The organism is Halomonas sp. GFAJ-1 (assembly GCF_000236625.2).
GTDB lineage: Bacteria > Pseudomonadota > Gammaproteobacteria > Pseudomonadales > Halomonadaceae > Vreelandella.
This window is the reverse complement of the sequence record NZ_AHBC01000048.1, coordinates 24,365-40,854: the sequence shown is the minus strand read 5'-3', so window position 1 is coordinate 40,854 and position 16,490 is coordinate 24,365. Positions and strand designations below refer to the sequence as shown.

The following is a 16,490-nucleotide window of genomic DNA, read 5'->3' as shown; positions in this document are numbered from 1 at the left end:
TTTGGTGGCTGTTAACACAACGGCTTCAACTCGTTGACTGTATGAATGTATAGTGCCAGATAAATACGAAACTACAACCCCTGCAGCGCTAGCGCGCTGCCCGCTTGTATCCCCGCCCTCAATCGGGCGAGGGTTTACGCGGATTTTTGCTAAACGTGTGGACCGCGCCTTTTTAATGCCCATACGCTTTCACTGCACCCTCGCTCGTCGGCCTCACCGTTTTCTAACAGCTCGACCTGAAAGTTAGGCGCCAGCAAGCGTTCAACTTCTCTACTGGGAACGCTAAAGGGCGGCCCAGCCTCCTGATCCCCGTGGGATAAGCTGACGAGCAGACCTTGAGCCCCAGGCGGAACTAGCTGGGCTAGATGAAATGCATAGCGCTCGCGGGTGGCCGGTGGCAAAGCAATCAGCGAGGCGCGGTCGTAAAACGCCCCCACTTCCGCCGCCTGCTTGATATGCAGATGAAAGAAATCTCCGCACCACAGCTCAACGCTACCTTGACGAGACACATCAAAGCCTGCCTGGGTATAGCGGGAGACTCCGGCGCTCCGCTGGGCAAAAAACTGCTCAATTGCTTCCGGCGCTAGCTCAATACCCAACACCGGATGCCCCTGTTCAGCCAACCAGCGCATATCTAGACTTTTGCCACATAGCGGCACCAGCACTTTGGCGCCGGGCGTTACCCCTAGCGTTGACCAATAGCGAGCCAACGCCGGATGAGTGTCGGATAAGTGAAAGCCGATACGCCCCTCTTGCCAGCGCTGTCGCCATGGGTTTTCCATCGCTATACCCTCGTTCAAAGCCCTCGTTTAAGGCGCTCGTTTAAAACCAGCGGTCGCGCTTTTTACGACGGCGAGGCAAATGGGGAACAATCAACCCCACCAGTAGGCCAGCGCCCGCCACACCACCGCCGTACATGAAGTAGCGCATTAGCAGGTCTTCTTCCTGGGTATCTAAACGCGCCTGGAGTGCCCGCACCTGCTGGCGAGACTGTTCTGCTGCGCTATCAAGCTCGCGGTTGCGTGCTTCTAGCTCGGCAATACGCTGCTCACGCACTTCCAGGGTTTCACGCATGGAGCTAACCCGCTGCTCCCAGGTAGCGTTAATACTGTCCAGCTCTTCGGTCAGCTCACCCACTTGGCTCTCAAGCACCGGCAGCTGTTCACGGGCGCTGGGGGTTTGCTGTAACTCGCTGCTTAACACCCACACCGTATCGCCGCTGCTACTGCGCACGCGGGTGTAATTACCGCTGGTTTCAAGCGCTTCTACCTGCTCACCAGCATTCAGCGTTCCCACGATGCGGTAACCATCAGTGGGGCCGCTGCGTACATAGGTGTTTAACTCATCGCTGACCCAGGCCTGACTATCAGACTGGGCAAACGCTGAGGTGCCGCTAACGCTTAACAACACACCTACGGCAGCGGCATAACAACTCAAACGAAATTTTTCTACTGGCATGACGTCATGTCCTGATCGTAAAACGGGCGGTGGCCGACGAAGTCACCCGCACGTACCGCTAAGCTTTGCGCTTGTATTAGGCGCTTACCCTTCTCCGCGGGGAGGCAACGGAAAGGGACGAGGAAACTCCGCAACACGGGCATCGCTTTTTACTGCCTTTAAAGGACCTTCGCGCTCTACTTCATCAATGCGCACAATGGCATTGAGAGGCAGATAACTTCGCTTCACCCCCTCAAAGGTTCGCTGTAGTTTTTCAGCTCCTGGATCAACGACTACCCGCGATGCATCGTCAAAGACAAACTCCTCGACTTCAATAAAGCCCCAGAGTTCGCTTTGAAAGATCTCTCTTACATATAAATCCCAAATTTCACCCTGTTGGTGAACCACTACACGGTAAATCGGCTTGGCCGCCATCTTGGCCTATTCCTCTTGCCACTTGAAGGTAACGTTATCCCGCCTAGCCTATCATATTCCAGGGTAGCGCCTTTAGCAGACATCATCGAAAACAGCGCTTTCATTGTTTATCAGCCTCAAAGGGAAGTGATTAGCCGGTGGTAGCGCCCTTCGTGTATGGTGAGATGTACTTTGGTGAAGTTACTTACTGGCCGCCAGGCTTTAAAAACTTTGAATTAATGGAGCGCGTTTACGGTTTTAACGCTTATCAAGCATCAATGATTGCTCTTAACCCGTAAAGTACACAGAAACAAGTGCACACCTTCTTTCCGAAAGAGGCCTGAGGGGGACAGAGGGTTCTGCAAGTTGCTTTGGCGTTTACCCACACCGCCGCATTGGAGGCTTGATCTATTTAAAACGCCCAGAGGATCTCGACTTCTATGTATAATCCCCGCTATAGCAAGGGTAAGGAGTCTATGTGACGAACCACCAAGAGGCCTCTTCACCTGAAGATGCCAAGCTCAACGATCTCTTGAGCAACTTTGATGACGCGGTGCGCCTGCTTTTGCAGGCGCCTGATGCCTCCAAAGTAGCGAAACTCCCCCGGGTAATGGATGCCGCGCGACGTGCCTTGATGGAAGACGGCGGCTGCGCCGCCCTTGAGGCACGCGCGGCGGATTTTGAATCCGCCGGGGTATTTGAAGGGTCTGATTGGGCAACTCCCCAGTATTTAATCCCTACGCTTACCCCCTTTGCGCTGAAAAGTGCCGATGCAAATGTCGTTGTGATCGAAGCATTGAGCGAACTGCGACTTCTGGCCGTTGCTAAGGGCGATTATCTGCATTCGCTGGTCTCCCAGGAGCATGCTCATCACTATTTAACCCAAGTGATGGCCATTAACCTGTGGCTGCTGTTCAACGCACCAAGTGAAGCAGAACGTGAAACCCAGGGTCGGTTAGCTAATATCCCCCGCCAGCTCTTCCAGCACTTGGCTGAGCGTATTGGCTACGAACATGTTATTGACCAGCTAATTGATGAAATCTGGCGAATCCTTAAGCAGCGTCCGATTCAGGTCGATGCCATTAAGCAGATGATTACCCAAATCGCCTTGTGCCAAGCCAACCCAGAGATAGACCTGGGCTCAAGCGGCCAAGGCGCCGACAGGCTGGTCAGCTCGCTTTACGGGCCGACCCAAGCCTGCCGAGAGGATCCAGGCGTTGCGCTTTACCGAGAACGATTGGAGCGGATGGACAGCGCTGCATTGCAAGCGGAATCCACCGGCTTCGCCCGTGCCATGCACGATACGGGGCTAGTATCACCCTACCATGCCGTGCTGATGCGCTATTTGCTGGAAGAAGGCGACCACCTGCTCTCCGAGGCATTAGGGCTATCAGCCACCGGCCGTGACTGCCTGTTGTGCTATCGCGAGCTGGTACACGCGCTAATTCGTAGCGGCGTTTATCCAGCTACCGCCCAGGCAGTTTATGGCCTAGCACTGCTACTTGAGCGAGGTATTCTTTATCAAGCTCCGGTAGCACCCGCCATGTGGCGCCAACTTAATCTGCAGCTGTCTGAGTGGTCAGAGGCGCGGCTTACCATTGCCTACGGCGATTATGCGTCTCCGCGGGCACGCTTAATTGAAGGCGTACTCTGTATGCTGGGGCTTCCGCTAGGCGTTGGCCAAGGCAACAATCCCACATGCCAGTCGGCTCGGGCACTTTCCATGTGGGCCTATAACGACCCCGACTACCTGCTGCAAATGGTGACCTGGGCGGCACGTGACGACGAAATTATCATGCATTTCGAAGGCCAACCTATCTCTTCCATGGAAAGCGCGCTGGGCGTTGCCGCCGAGTTGCCTATGGATCTAGATCCAGTCTCGCTGATTGTTGTGCCCCACCTAGACCGTATTTATGCCGAAATGGGCAGGCGCTGTATTGGCCGTGAAGGCGACCCCCACCGCTGGGTAAATCCCGAGTTTCACGGATGGTGGTCTGGTCGTGGCTTTAGCATCAATGTCGACGTTGCAACAGGTCAACTCTGTAATGTGGATGACTTTGTGCGCCACTTCTACGCAAGCTACCACCCTTACTACAATGGTAATCAACCGCTTATTCACCCGCAGCCGGCTGGCATTGCGGTGACCGACAGTGCCGCCCGCTTTATTGGCTGGCATGCGATTACGATTTTACGCGCGTCACTCGACCCAAATGACGTCATGCGTATCTACTTCTATAACCCCAATAACGATAGCGGGCAAAACTGGGGCGACGACGTAAAAGTCGGCACCTCCGGTAACGGCGAACGGTTTGGCGAAGCTTCACTGCCCTTCGACCAGTTCACCTCCCGGCTGTATATTTACCACTACGACCCACTGGAACGGGGCGAGCTTGCCAAAGTATCGCATGAGGAGCTTGAAAGCGTTAAAGGCTATCTTCACCGTAGCTGGGGGGCTGCTCGACTGCCGCCTACCGAACTTCAGGCAAACGAAGGCCCCAACACGCCGCCAGAAGGGCCCTAATAGCTGCCATTAATAACCCCATAGACCCCATGATTCGACTCGATCAATTGTTGGTCAGCCAAGGGCTGGCCAACTCACGTACCCGCGCCCAACGGCTGATCCGTAATGGACGCGTTCACCTTGCCGATGGGCGCGCGCTTATCAAACCTTCGGAAAAGTGGCCCGCCGATATCCCGTTACAGGTAGAAGATGATCCGGAGGAGCGCTATGTTTCCCGGGCGGGTTTAAAGCTGGAAGGTATCCTTAAGGCACTTGAGATGCGCCTGGATGGGCGAGGCGTGCTGGATATTGGCCAGTCCACGGGCGGCTTTACCGACTGCGCGTTGTCGTTTGGTGCCCAGCATGTAGTGGGCGTTGAGGTGGGCCACGGCCAGTTGGCAGACACGCTGCGTGCCGACCCAAGGGTAGCTTGCCTGGAAGGTTTAAACGCCCGCCAAATGAGCACCTCGAAAGCCCTTCTGCAGGCGCTCACAGAGCACCCCATTGACCTTGCCGTCATGGATGTCTCGTTTATCTCGCAAACCCTTATCTTACCCGAGATTGCTGCACTGCTGCCCCAGGCAGGCCAGCTTCTCTCGCTGGTAAAGCCACAGTTTGAGCTGGAGCCCGGCGCGTTAGATAAACGCGGCGTGGTGCGCAACCGCAGCCGCTATGCCGAGGTAGAGCAGAAAATTCGTGGCGCCTGTGAACAGTGCGGGCTGCATGTTAGCCATTGGCAAGAGAGCCCGATTACCGGCAGTGACGGTAATCGGGAGTTTTTACTGTTCGCCAGTAAGCGATAGTCAACGTATTGAGTTTGAGATTAATTAGCTTAAGTTAGCGGGCGGTAGCCGCTTGGCGGACTGCACTTTGATGGTCTTCCCATCATCGGGGTGCAGCCACACATCCATCTGCTCAAAGGCTATCCGCACGCCCGCTTCCCGAAATAGCTCATCCACCCGGCAGTTAACCTCATCGGCGGCAAACAGCCGGTCAACCAAGTCATTAACAAAGATACGCAGTTCAAAGTTCATACTGTGCTGCCCATAGCTTAGGCAGAACACTTGGGGCTCCGGGTCTGTTAGTACTCGCTCGTTCTCATCGGCGGCTTGGCGCAGCAATTGATGTACTAACGGCAAGTCAGACCCGTGGGAGACACCATAAGTGAGTACCACGCGGGTAACGTTATCCGACAGCGACCAGTTGATAAGCTGATCGGTGACAAAGGTTTTATTAGGAATAATAATCTCTTTGCGATCAAAGTCGGTGACCGTAGTGGCACGAATGCGTATTCGGCTAACGGTGCCATGAAGGTTGCCAATGGTAATCGTGTCACCAATCCGTATGGGGCGCTCAAACAGGATAATCAGGCCGGAAATAAAGTTGGCAAAGATCTCCTGCAAACCAAAGCCCAAGCCGACACTCAGCGCCGCCACCAGCCACTGCAACTTATCCCAGGAAACGCCCAGCGTGGCCAGGGCCATCACGACCCCCGTACCGACGATGGTGTAGGAAAGCAGCGAGCTAATCGCATAGGCACTGCCCTGCTTGAGCGCTAGGCGCGAAAGCACCATCACTTCTAGCAAGCCAGGTAGGTTACTAGCCATAATAAACGTTAGCGCAATAACAAGCAGCGCGGCGAACACATCCGAAATCGATAGCGTATCGCCAACTAAGTCGCCCTCCTGGGCATCCCATAGCGCTACGTGATCTAGATAGCCCAACACCGTGAGCAGATCCGCCCACACCAAATACAGCAGCGCGCTGAACCCAATTAACAAGATAAGTTTAGAGAGCCGCAGCGACTGGGTATTGATCTTCTCCATATCCAGCGGCGGCTCCTCCACAACCTCCAGCCCGCCTTCAGCACCTTCTTGCACCATGGCGCGGCGCCGGGCCAACGCGCGACGATACGCAAGCCTGCGCGCCGCCACTGCCAAGCTACGCACGACGGTAGCTTCAACCACTACCCATAGCCCTAAGAGGTAGAGCGTACTGGCAAAGCGCCCGACTAGGCGCAGCGCAGTATACTCGTACCCCCAGGCGACTAAGCCCAGCAGCATTAGCGGCACCGAGGCCATCGTTAACCCGAGTATCAAACGAAAGAGCCTTACGCCAAAAAATGGTACATGGGATAAGATCAATTGCCCCAGCCACCAGCTCATGGCGAGTAGCCCCATAGAGAATAACCCCATGGCCACTGGTCGCAGCGCCAGGGGTGTTTCCATCTGTTCTGACATGGCGGCAATAGCCACCACAGGGGCCAGCGCAACACCTAATCCGCCAAGCAACTTACGCAGCCGTGCGTTATAGCCGGGAGACCAGGTAAAGTGCCGCTCGGCTACTCCGTCAGGTATGAGCAATCTACGCCCAAGAGCTACTACGCCCCAGCTTAAGCCTAGCTGCAACAGCGCTGGCGCCACACTATTTGCCAACGCGCCTTGCCCCGCCTGCAGCCCAACGCCGATGCCCGCTAACGCCAGAGGGCCAGGGATGGCCAGCAAGGCATTGAGCAGCACCGCTTTAGGCGTATGGAGCTGGGTATCGCTTTTTAATCGCCCAATTTGCGAGTGGATAAGCGCTAGTCGGGTTTTAATGCGACGACGCAAGCCGACGAGTAGCAGGCCAATCAACACCAGCGGCGCTCCGCCAAGCATTTGCCAAGAAAGCCCCTCCCACCGGTTCGGCAAAATAGCGCGCCATTCGCCCTCCCGCCATTCAGCACGGACATTGTTAGGCAACTGACGCAGCCAATTCAAATCTAACGGGCGGCTATTGGCGACCCAGAACAACTGCTCATCAATCGTGGCGCGTAAGCTACGCGTGGTCATTAGTAACTGCTGCTGATTGAGCTGCAATTCGATGGCGGCACTTAACAAGCTGCCATAAGACTGTTCAAGCTGTTCTACCAGCTCGCGACGGGATTGATACAGCCGTGAGAGGGAGTTAACCAAGCCCGGTGTAACCTCGACCCCCGCTTCTTGCAGCCGCTGGGTGGCTAGGCGCTCGCCTTGGCGTAGCTGGTCACGTTGGCGGATTAAATCAAACTGCTTTAGGCGCAGGTCTGCAATTTCGTCCTGTAAATCGCGCCGGGGAGCGATAGTCGGCAACGACTGACGCTGCTCGCGAAGGATGCGTGAGAGCAGTTGGCTGCCGCGAATCGCATCTAGCTGTTCATTTAGGCTGCGCTGCAGTTGACGCACTTGGTCTAGCTGTCGATGGGCTTCAATATTTTCTCGCACTATGCCGTTGGCGCGATCGGTAGCACGCAGGAGTTCAAGACTCAGCTCTTGGTTAATTTGCTGGGCGCGCAGCACCACAGGGTGACCTTCAGCAATCAGCGGGTCGTCTCGGGCGGCATCGGCAATCGCCTGCTCAGACTGCAGGCGCCGCTGGCGATCAATCACGCCTCGTAGCAAGTTGAGCTGCTGCTCTTGATGCTCTATTTGCAACGACAGCAAATCACGGCGCTGCTGGGCTAGCTCGCGTAATCGACTGTTAGCACTTAGCTCGCGCTGATTTAAGTTTACTTCGCGCTCTGCCAGAGCCCGCTCAAGGCGCAGCTGAATCAGCTGCGGATCGTTCTGAGCGGAAAGCTGCCGACCTTCAAGCAATGATTCCCGTTCGTCGTAGTCGCGTCGTAAGGTCTCAGCGCGCTGCAATGCGTCGGAAATTGATTGTTGGGCACGTTCTGGTAGCGTTTGGGCGGCAAGCAGCTGGGAATTGACATCAGCCAGTTGGCTCTCCAACTGCTGCAGCTCTACCACGGACTGCGCCTGCTGAGCCTCCAGCGCTTCAAGCGGCATATCACTTAGATTATCTACCGAGAGCTGCAGGCTCTCCTCTTCTGCTTCGTTTAACTCTCGCTCTAAACGTAGTAATAACTCCGGCGCTTGCGCAATACGTTGCTCAAGGGCGTTAAGACGCTCATCAACAGCGCTCAAGCGCTCATAGGTCTGAAGCGCGGCCTCTAAGGCTTCTTTGTCTCTAAGCTGCTGAGCGTTTAACTCGCTTTCCTGAGCCACCAAGTCGGCCAAACGCTCAGAAAGTTGCTCCTTGGGCGGCACCCCGCTGGGAATATTCGCGTATACGGCAGTGACACCGATACCCATAATAAACGTTAATGCCCAAACGGTTTTTATAACCATCTTTACCGCGAATTTCACCACGCTTATATGCCTCATCGACACCGAAATCCCGCGACTACGAGAAACAGCGCCATTGTCAGACGTTCTTTCCCCCAGCGCAATCTAGAGTAGTTGACTTAGACCCGCAGCCTGTATAAAAACAAGCCTGACAACTGCTTTTCTCTATTTGCGAGCCACCTTGATGGTCATCCGAAAATTATTATGTACCGGCGTTATGGCACTTTTAGGCGCACAAACGTTCACGACCAGTGCGCTAGCGGAGTCCCGCGAAGATGTCGAAGCGCGTATTCGTGCGTTAAATACTGAGCTTTATCATCTCCGCCAACAGCTGCAACAAATTGACGCTCCCGAAGAGGCGGCGATGGGCTTACCGGTGGAGTTGCTTCCTGAAGAAGTAGCGCTTGAGGATCTTAGCGACCGCCGCCAATTGGAGCAGGAGTCCTCACGCAACCCCTTTGCGATCACCACACACCGCCTCAACTATTTATTCCCAGTAAGCTACAACACCAAGCAAAACGCCGAGAACTTTCGCAATGTTACCGAAGATAGCTCTGCGGATAGTGCCGAAGTGAAATTTCAATTCAGCGCCAAATTTAATCTTGCAGAAGACGTTTTTGGCGATGTTGGCGATATCTACTTTGGCTATACGCAACGTAGCTGGTGGCAGGCGTATAATACCGATGCCTCCTCCCCGTTTAGGGAAACCAACTATGAACCGGAAATCTTCATCGATTTTGATAATGCATGGCGTGCCTTTGGTTGGGTGAATACTCGTAACCGATTCTCCTTCAATCACCAGTCTAATGGCCGTTCAGACCCGCTGTCCCGCAGTTGGAACCGGGTGTATTTGGAAAGCACCTTTCAGCGTGGCGACTGGGCGCTTGCATTAGTTCCGCACTGGCGCATACCTGAGTCGGATAACAGCGACGACAATCCTGATATTCATCGTTTTATGGGATATGGTGACGTACGCTTAGCTAAACGCCTGAATAATAACCATGAAGTAGCAGGCTTTGTACGTGGCAACCCAAGTGCAGGCAATTATGGCACTCAAGTCGATTACAGCTGGCCTGCGTTCAATAGTGTCCGAGCCCATCTGCAGTACTATTACGGCTATGGCGAGAGCATGATTGATTACGATAACCGAATACACCGAATCAGCCTCGGTTTCAGTTTAAATCCTCTGTTCAGCGCTACCGGACTGAACCGTTAAGGTTTAGGGGTTGTCTACTCGGCGTCGGCTGCTATGCTTGAAGTCGTCACTTATCACTTCGTCAAAGGAAGACATCATGGCTAAACGTAATACTGACTCCTCTGCTCGCGCTGATCAGCTTAAAGAAGATCTGCGTTATCTCAGCGAAACCGTTGAAGAGCTGGTTAATGCCACTTCAAAGGATGCTAGCGGCGAAATGCGCGATCTTCGTGAGCGCGCCGAGCGACGCCTGAAAGATACCCGCTCACGGCTTGAAGCAAAAGGCGAGCGCATTTATGACGAAACCCGCGAGTCCCTCTCTCATCAAGTGGACTGCTGCGACCGTTACGTTCACGACAACCCCTGGACCAGCATCGGTATCGGCGCTGCTGCAGGCCTAATCGTGGGTATGCTGCTCGGTCGTCGCTAATGGCTTTGGGGCCAACCCAACGCGTATTCTCTGCCGCTAAACGCCTGCTGAATTCACTAATAGCGAATGGTGAAACCCGCCTGCGTTTGGCGGTGTTGGAACTGGAAGAGGAGCGCGCACGTTTACTCACGCTGCTGTTATTAGCGGGTGCAAGCCTTTTGCTACTGCTTCTAGGTGTGGCAACGTTAACGGCGCTTGTGGTCGTGCTTTTTTGGGACACGTATCGCCTTACGGCTATCAGCGTAAGCGCCTTTGTGCTAATCGCCTCAAGCTTGCTGTTGGCGGTTATTGCGCTTCGCCAAGCTAAACGACATACGCTGTTGAAAGAGACACTAAAACAGCTAGCCGCTGACCGTGCGCTGTTGGAGGCAAATGAAGATGACATCACCCACCGTCGATAAGCCACTTACCCGTGCTGAGCGAAAAGCGGCTCTGCTTGCAGATCTAGAGCAGCAACGCGTGGACATGCTGGTCAATAGTGATTACTTACTGCGGGCGACTGCCCCGCTGGATAAGCACTGGAACAGCTTAAAACTACCCCTATACGCTGCTGGCGGCATAGTGGCATTTCGACTGATACGCCACCCTGGCGGGATGATGGCAGCAGGCCGCAAAGCATTGGCAGGCTATATGTTGTTCCGTAAGTTTAAGCTGCTGGCGAAAGCGGCCTCTTAAACAAAGACTTTAAATGCCACCCATGGCTTGAAAACGATGAAGGCCGCATCAAAGGTTATCCAACCGATGCGGCCTTCATCGTTTTTGCTTAGGGCTTTTTCATCCAAGAATCAACACGACTCTCCGCAGGCCACTCCACTTGCCCATGCCCACTGGAAGTTGTACCCCCCAAGCTCGCCGGTAACGTCCAGCACTTCTCCAATAAAACGCAGTTGCGGTAGGTGTTTTACTTCAAAGGTTTTTGAAGAGATCGCCTCAGTATTGACGCCCCCCATGGTCACTTCAGCCGTCCTCCACCCTTCCGTACCTGCGGGCTTGAGCTGCCAGCGATTTAGCCGTTCTGCCCAGCAGTCTAGAGCATCGTTGCTATAGTGAGCCAAGGGGCGAGTCGGGTCATTTTCGGGCATCCACTCAAGCAGCGCCTGGGCAAATCGTTTAGGAAAACGCTCCCCCAGCCATGTGGAGAGCTGCCGTTTCGGCGTCGCCGCCCGGGCATCTCGTAGGGATGCTGCTGCGTCTTCATCTGGCAACAGATTAATTTCAATGGGCTCACCGGGCTGCCAAACGCTGGATATTTGCAGCATTGATGGCCCCGATAACCCGCGATGGGTAAATAGCATCGGCTCGACAAACTGGCGTCCGTTGCAGCTCACCGCTGCCGGCAAGCTCATACCTGAAAGCTCAGCAGCCCGGGCTTTCCAGGTATCACTTAAGGTAAAGGGCACCAAACCAGGCCGGGTAGGCATTACCTCTAAACCAAATTGCCGAGCAAGTTCATAGCCAAATCCCGTTGCGCCCATAGTTGGAATGGAGAGCCCTCCCGTCGCCACCACTACCACGCCAGCATCAACGCGGCCTAGGGAAGTAACTAAGCGCATTCCCTCCCCGACTTGCTCAACGGACGTAATATGAGTGCCCAGAGCAATCTCTGCACCTGCCCATTCGCACTCGGTGAGCAGTACTCTTACAATCTCTTTGGCAGAAGATGCACAAAACAGCTGCCCCGGCGCCTTTTCTACGTACTCGACACCGTGGCGCTCCACCAGAGAAACAAAGTGCTCTGGTCGATAACGCTTTAGCGCAGAAATACAAAAATACGGATTTTCCGCGTAAAAGTGCTGAGGTGTGGTGCCAAGGTTGGTAAAGTTGCAGCGTCCGCCGCCTGACATAAGAATTTTCTTGCCTGCTTTTTTGGCATGATCCAGCACTAGCACACGCCGCCCTGCGTAGCCTGCCTGGGCCGCACACATTAACCCTGCGGCACCAGCGCCAATTACTACGACGTCGTAGACCATAAAAGAGGCTCCCAACAAGTAAAGCCAAGCATTTTAACAGGTAACATGGGATGATTTACTGTACCTTAAAATCACTCTGTACAATTAAAGTACAAAAATGTATCAATGACAGAACACACAAGGCCCCTTAGGGCCTTTTTACGCGCTGCTACTTTATAGCTTACTACGCTGAGACACTGATGCACGTTTATAGACGTATCGCACTTATTTTTCTGGTGGCACTACTATGCTCTACCTCACTCTACGCCCAGTCGCTCCCTGCCGTTATTGGAAGTCGCGCCGAACTCACTACTTGGTCTGACCCCCTGGAAGCCCTTGGCACCCTGAGTGCTGACGAGAGTGTCACACTCTCTGCCACGGTTACCGAAACAATTGCCGAAATCAACTTTCAAGATGGTCAACAGGTTGAGCGCGGCCAGTTACTTATTCGCTTGCAGGACGCCGAAGAACAGGCTCAGTTAAGGGCCGCACAAGCGCTAACCGATGAGCGTCGCAATGCGTCAGAGCGAGCGGCACAGCTGCAGCAACGCAACCTGGCCGCCCGGGCGGATGTGGAAGATACTCAAGCGCGGCTTCGCCAAGCAGAGGCCGATGCTCAGGCATTAGAAGCGCGACTGGCCAATTATCAAATACAGGCCCCTTTTAGTGGGCGCGTAGGTTTTCGCAACGTCAGCGTCGGGGCACTGGTCACGCCAGGCATGGAGCTCGTCACCCTGGATAAGCTCAACGTAATGAAGCTTGATTTCAGCGTTCCCGAAGTGTTTTTGGGGCGTTTATCCTCCGGGCTTTCATTAAGTGCCAAAACAGCGGCCTTCCCCGATGAGATTTTCAGCGGTCAAATTGCCAGTATTGGCACCCGTATTGACCCTGTTTCACGCAGCGTGAGCGTTCGTGCAGAGCTTGATAACCCTGGCCTGCGGTTACGTCCCGGCATGCTGATGGAAGTTATCGTACAGCAGCGCGCCCGTGACGCAGTGGTACTTCCTGAAGCAGCGCTTGAGCCCAGTGGTGACCGCCACTACGTGATGCTGATTCATGAACAGGACGATGAATCTTGGCGCCTTGAGCAGCGGGAGGTCTCCATCGGCGAACGACGCCATGGCGAGGTGGAAGTTCTTGAAGGCATCGAGTCAGGTGACTTGGTCGTCGTACATGGCCTACAGATGGCCAGGGATGGCCAAAAAGTTCGCTTGCTAGGCGTTGTCGATAGCGACACCAGTATCCGCGCGCTGCTGGAGGCTGATCGCTAATGCGCTTATCCGATATTTCGGTTCAACGGCCCGTACTCGCGATGGTAATTGCAGCGCTTATCGTTGCCTTCGGACTGATGGCGCTCAACCGGTTGCCGCTTCAGGAATACCCTACCGTTGATCCCCCCATTGTCAGTATCGACACCCGCTATCCCGGTGCCTCTGCAAGCGTTGTTGAAACCCGTATTACCCAGGTGTTGGAAGACCGCATCGCTGGGGTTGAAGGCATTGAGCTAATCACCTCCCGAAGCGAAGACGGCCGCTCACGCATCGAGATCGAGTTTGCCATTACCCGTGATATTGACGCCGCCGCCAACGATGTGCGCGACCGTATTTCTGGGGCACTGCGTAACCTACCAGATGATGCCGACAACCCGGAAGTCACCAAAACCGATAGCAGTGAAACAGTGGTCATGTGGCTGAGCCTTTCAGGGGCAGACTACACCATTACTGAACTCACCGATTACGCCAACCGCTTTTTAGTCGATAGCCTGTCCGTACAAACCGGCGTGGCTAGGGTACGGGTTGGCGGTGGCCGCGATTACGCGATGCGCGTCTGGTTAGACCGCAACGCCCTCGCCTCCCGTGGATTAACCGTCGGTGATATCGAAGACGCGCTTCGCGCTGAAAACGTTGAACTGCCGGCAGGCTCAATCGAGTCTGTAGACCGCCAGTTTATCGTGCGCCTTCCACGCAGCTTTGCTACCCCGGACGACTTTAAACAGCTCGCTTTAAGCCGAGGCGATAACGGTCACTTGATGCGTTTATCAGAAGTCGCCAGGGTCGAAATTGGCTCGGTTGAAGACCGCTCCGTGTTCCGCGCCAATGGTGTGCCCATGGTAGGTTTGGGCATCATTATGCAGTCTACCGCTAACATCGTAGAGCTATCAGCAGCCGTCCAGCAGGAGATGACCCGACTACAGAGCACGCTGCCTGAAGGCATGTCGCTCAACCTGAATTTTGATGCGTCGGTCTTTGTATCGGGAGCCATTAAGCAGGTCGTGATGACGCTGTTCATTGCCATGGGGCTGGTGGTGGTAGTGATTTTCCTCTTTCTAGGCAACCTGCGTACAACGCTCGTCCCCGCGGTGACGGTGCCTATAGCAGTGATTGGTGCCTTTACTGCCCTTGCGGCCATGAACTTTTCGATCAATCTGCTGACACTGCTGGCATTAGTACTAGCGATTGGCTTGATTGTCGATGATGCCATTGTGGTGCTTGAGAACATTAACCGACGCATGCACGACTACGGCGAAACACCGCTGGTCGCGGCGTTTCGCGGTACGCGCCAAATTGCTTTTGCGGTGATCGCCACCACCCTGGTGCTGGTAGCCGTCTTTCTACCCTTAAGCATGTTACAGGGCGATATTGGTCGGCTGTTTTCAGAGTTCGCGCTTACCATGGCAGCGGCAGTGGTGGTATCTACGCTGCTGGCGCTAACCCTCACGCCCATGATGGCGTCCAAAATCCTCAAGCCCGGCATGCACGACAGCCGCATTGGCCAAGGCGTGCAGTGGGTGCTAACCGGTACCCAGCGCCGTTACCAACACGGTTTAGAAGCGGTACTGCGATTTAAATGGATCGTTGTTGCGCTGTTTGTGTTGCTGATTGCGGCAACGGCGTGGCTAGCATTCGAATTACCCAACGAGTACACCCCCCAGGAGGATCGTGGCAATTTTATCGTGTTGGTGAATGGCCCTGAAGGGGCAACGTTTGACTACATGATGGACTATATGGATGAGATCGAGGCTCGCTTAACGCCTTTCGTTGAAAGCGGCGAGCTGGAGCGTATCGTGGTACGCGCCCCGCGTGGGTTTGGCAACATCGAAAACTTTAACAGCGGGTTTATCATCATCAATATGGCGGACTGGGGTAGCCGTCGCAGCGCATGGGAGATTATGGCGGATGTTCGTCAAACCTTAGGCACTCTACCCGGGGTCCAGGCGTTTCCTGTGATGCGGCAAGGCTTTGGTCAGCGTACCCAAAAGCCCATTCAGTTTGTACTGGGCGGCGGCACCTATGAAGAGCTCGCTGGCTGGCGAGACACGCTACTTAATCATGTGCGCGAAGATAACCCTCGGCTAACCGCCCTAGAGAGCAATTACGACGAAACACAGCCCCAGCTTCGTGTAGATATCAACTATGAGCGTGCTGCCGATCTTGGCGTTACCGTGACGGAGATAGGCCGCACCCTTGAAGTGTTGCTGGGTGGGCGCAATGTCACCCGCTACGTGGATGACGGCGAGGAGTACGATGTCATTTTAGAGGGCGACCGGGGGCGGCAAAATAGCCCCCGTGCGCTGGATAATATTCAGGTGCGCTCAGCCCGCTCTGGTGAGCTGATCCCGCTGGCCAGCTTAGTGACACTCTCAGACTTTGCTGGCGCTAGCACCCTTAACCGCTTTGACCGGGTTAGAGCAATTACCATTGAAGCTAACCTAGCCGATGGTTACCCGTTGGGCGAAGCGCTTGCCTACCTTCAGCAAACCGCTGACGACATTCTGCCGGAGGAGGCTCAAACCAACCTAGCAGGGCCATCGCGGGACTTCCAACAGGCCAGCGGTGCCACTACCTTTTTGCTGGTGCTTGGCGCGGTGGTGGTCTTCCTGGTGCTTGCTGCGCAGTTTGAAAGCTTAATCCACCCCTTTGTGATCATGCTCACCGTGCCGTTAGCCATGAGCGGCGCGCTGCTTGCCCTGCTACTAACGGGCCAGTCGCTTAATATCTACAGCCAAGTGGGGCTTGTGCTGTTGATCGGCCTGGCGGCTAAAAACGGCATCTTGATAGTGGAGTTCGCCAACCAGCTGCGCGATGAAGGCCAAGCGTTTCGCTCTGCGCTTATTGAAGCCTCGGTAACGCGGCTAAGGCCCATTCTAATGACCGCTATCACCACCATGGCCGGGTCAATTCCGCTGATTTTATCAAGCGGCCCAGGTGCGGAATCGCGCCTGGTTATCGGCACTGTGATCATGGCAGGCGTTGGGGCAGCCACGATCTTCACCCTGTTTATCGTGCCTGTAGCGTATGACCTGCTAGCACGCTATACGGGTTCGCCGGGGGCGGTGAAACGCAGGCTTGAAGATGAGATCGCAAGCGCTCCAACGGCAACCCACGAGCCCCTTGAAACGCCGGATCGATAGCACCGTTTG

The 16,490-nt window shown here is 54.8% G+C and carries 13 protein-coding genes; 8 read left to right on the top strand and 5 right to left on the bottom strand.

What is annotated here, in order from left to right; genetic code table 11:
• Nucleotides 1-149 precede the first annotated feature (149 nt).
• From MOY_RS13560 to MOY_RS13550, 3 genes are all read right to left on the bottom strand, one after another.
• A complete protein-coding gene (locus tag MOY_RS13560) occupies nucleotides 150-782 on the bottom strand; it encodes a thiopurine S-methyltransferase (protein ID WP_009100751.1) in 633 nt (210 codons plus the stop codon).
• Between the two features lie 40 nt (nucleotides 783-822).
• Nucleotides 823-1,458, bottom strand: coding sequence for a TIGR04211 family SH3 domain-containing protein (locus tag MOY_RS13555; protein WP_009100749.1), 636 nt, complete (start codon nucleotides 1,456-1,458; stop codon nucleotides 823-825).
• 84 nt (nucleotides 1,459-1,542) lie between these two features.
• Nucleotides 1,543-1,872, bottom strand: a complete 330-nt coding sequence (locus tag MOY_RS13550; protein ID WP_009100748.1) for a DUF1820 family protein — start codon at nucleotides 1,870-1,872, stop codon at nucleotides 1,543-1,545.
• A gap of 457 nt (nucleotides 1,873-2,329) precedes the next feature.
• Between MOY_RS13550 and MOY_RS13545 the strand changes: the two genes are divergently transcribed.
• On the top strand, nucleotides 2,330-4,372 hold the full coding sequence (locus tag MOY_RS13545; RefSeq protein WP_009100744.1) for a hypothetical protein: 2,043 nt from the start codon (nucleotides 2,330-2,332) through the stop codon (nucleotides 4,370-4,372).
• A 29-nt stretch (nucleotides 4,373-4,401) separates the two neighbouring features.
• Complete coding sequence (locus MOY_RS13540; RefSeq protein WP_009100742.1) at nucleotides 4,402-5,154, top strand: TlyA family RNA methyltransferase; 753 nt, start codon at nucleotides 4,402-4,404, stop codon at nucleotides 5,152-5,154.
• 24 nt (nucleotides 5,155-5,178) lie between these two features.
• Here the strand turns inward: MOY_RS13540 and mscK are convergent, their stop codons facing one another.
• Complete coding sequence (mscK, locus tag MOY_RS13535; RefSeq protein ID WP_105208861.1) at nucleotides 5,179-8,499, bottom strand: mechanosensitive channel MscK; 3,321 nt, start codon at nucleotides 8,497-8,499, stop codon at nucleotides 5,179-5,181.
• Nucleotides 8,500-8,680: 181 nt separating this feature from the next.
• Here mscK and MOY_RS13530 point away from each other — a divergent pair, with 181 nt between their 5' ends.
• The 4 genes from MOY_RS13530 (at nucleotide 8,681) to MOY_RS13515 (ending at nucleotide 10,796) form a co-directional block, all read left to right on the top strand.
• On the top strand, nucleotides 8,681-9,712 hold the full coding sequence (locus tag MOY_RS13530; protein WP_009100738.1) for a phospholipase A: 1,032 nt from the start codon (nucleotides 8,681-8,683) through the stop codon (nucleotides 9,710-9,712).
• A gap of 76 nt (nucleotides 9,713-9,788) precedes the next feature.
• A complete protein-coding gene (locus MOY_RS13525; RefSeq protein WP_009100735.1) occupies nucleotides 9,789-10,121 on the top strand; it encodes a DUF883 family protein in 333 nt (110 codons plus the stop codon).
• The gene (locus MOY_RS13520; RefSeq protein ID WP_009100733.1) at nucleotides 10,121-10,522 is read left to right on the top strand and encodes a phage holin family protein; all 402 of its coding nucleotides are present in this window, start codon (nucleotides 10,121-10,123) and stop codon (nucleotides 10,520-10,522) included. The genes MOY_RS13525 and MOY_RS13520 overlap by 1 nt, the downstream gene beginning before the upstream one ends.
• Nucleotides 10,500-10,796, top strand: a complete 297-nt coding sequence (locus MOY_RS13515; RefSeq protein ID WP_009100730.1) for a YqjK family protein — start codon at nucleotides 10,500-10,502, stop codon at nucleotides 10,794-10,796. Before MOY_RS13520 ends, MOY_RS13515 begins: the two co-directional genes overlap by 23 nt.
• 110 nt (nucleotides 10,797-10,906) lie before the next feature.
• Here MOY_RS13515 and MOY_RS13510 read toward each other — a convergent pair whose 3' ends face one another.
• On the bottom strand, nucleotides 10,907-12,091 hold the full coding sequence (locus tag MOY_RS13510; protein WP_009100727.1) for an NAD(P)/FAD-dependent oxidoreductase: 1,185 nt from the start codon (nucleotides 12,089-12,091) through the stop codon (nucleotides 10,907-10,909).
• Nucleotides 12,092-12,270: 179 nt separating this feature from the next.
• Between MOY_RS13510 and MOY_RS13505 the strand changes: the two genes are divergently transcribed.
• Together MOY_RS13505 and MOY_RS13500 are read left to right on the top strand one after the other, a co-directional pair.
• Nucleotides 12,271-13,341: an efflux RND transporter periplasmic adaptor subunit gene (locus MOY_RS13505; RefSeq protein WP_009100724.1), complete on the top strand. Its 1,071-nt coding sequence runs from the start codon at nucleotides 12,271-12,273 to the stop codon at nucleotides 13,339-13,341.
• Nucleotides 13,341-16,481 carry an efflux RND transporter permease subunit gene (locus MOY_RS13500; protein ID WP_009100722.1) on the top strand — a complete coding sequence of 1,047 codons (3,141 nt, stop codon included), beginning with the start codon at nucleotides 13,341-13,343 and terminating at the stop codon, nucleotides 16,479-16,481. Before MOY_RS13505 ends, MOY_RS13500 begins: the two co-directional genes overlap by 1 nt.
• Nucleotides 16,482-16,490 lie beyond the last annotated feature (9 nt).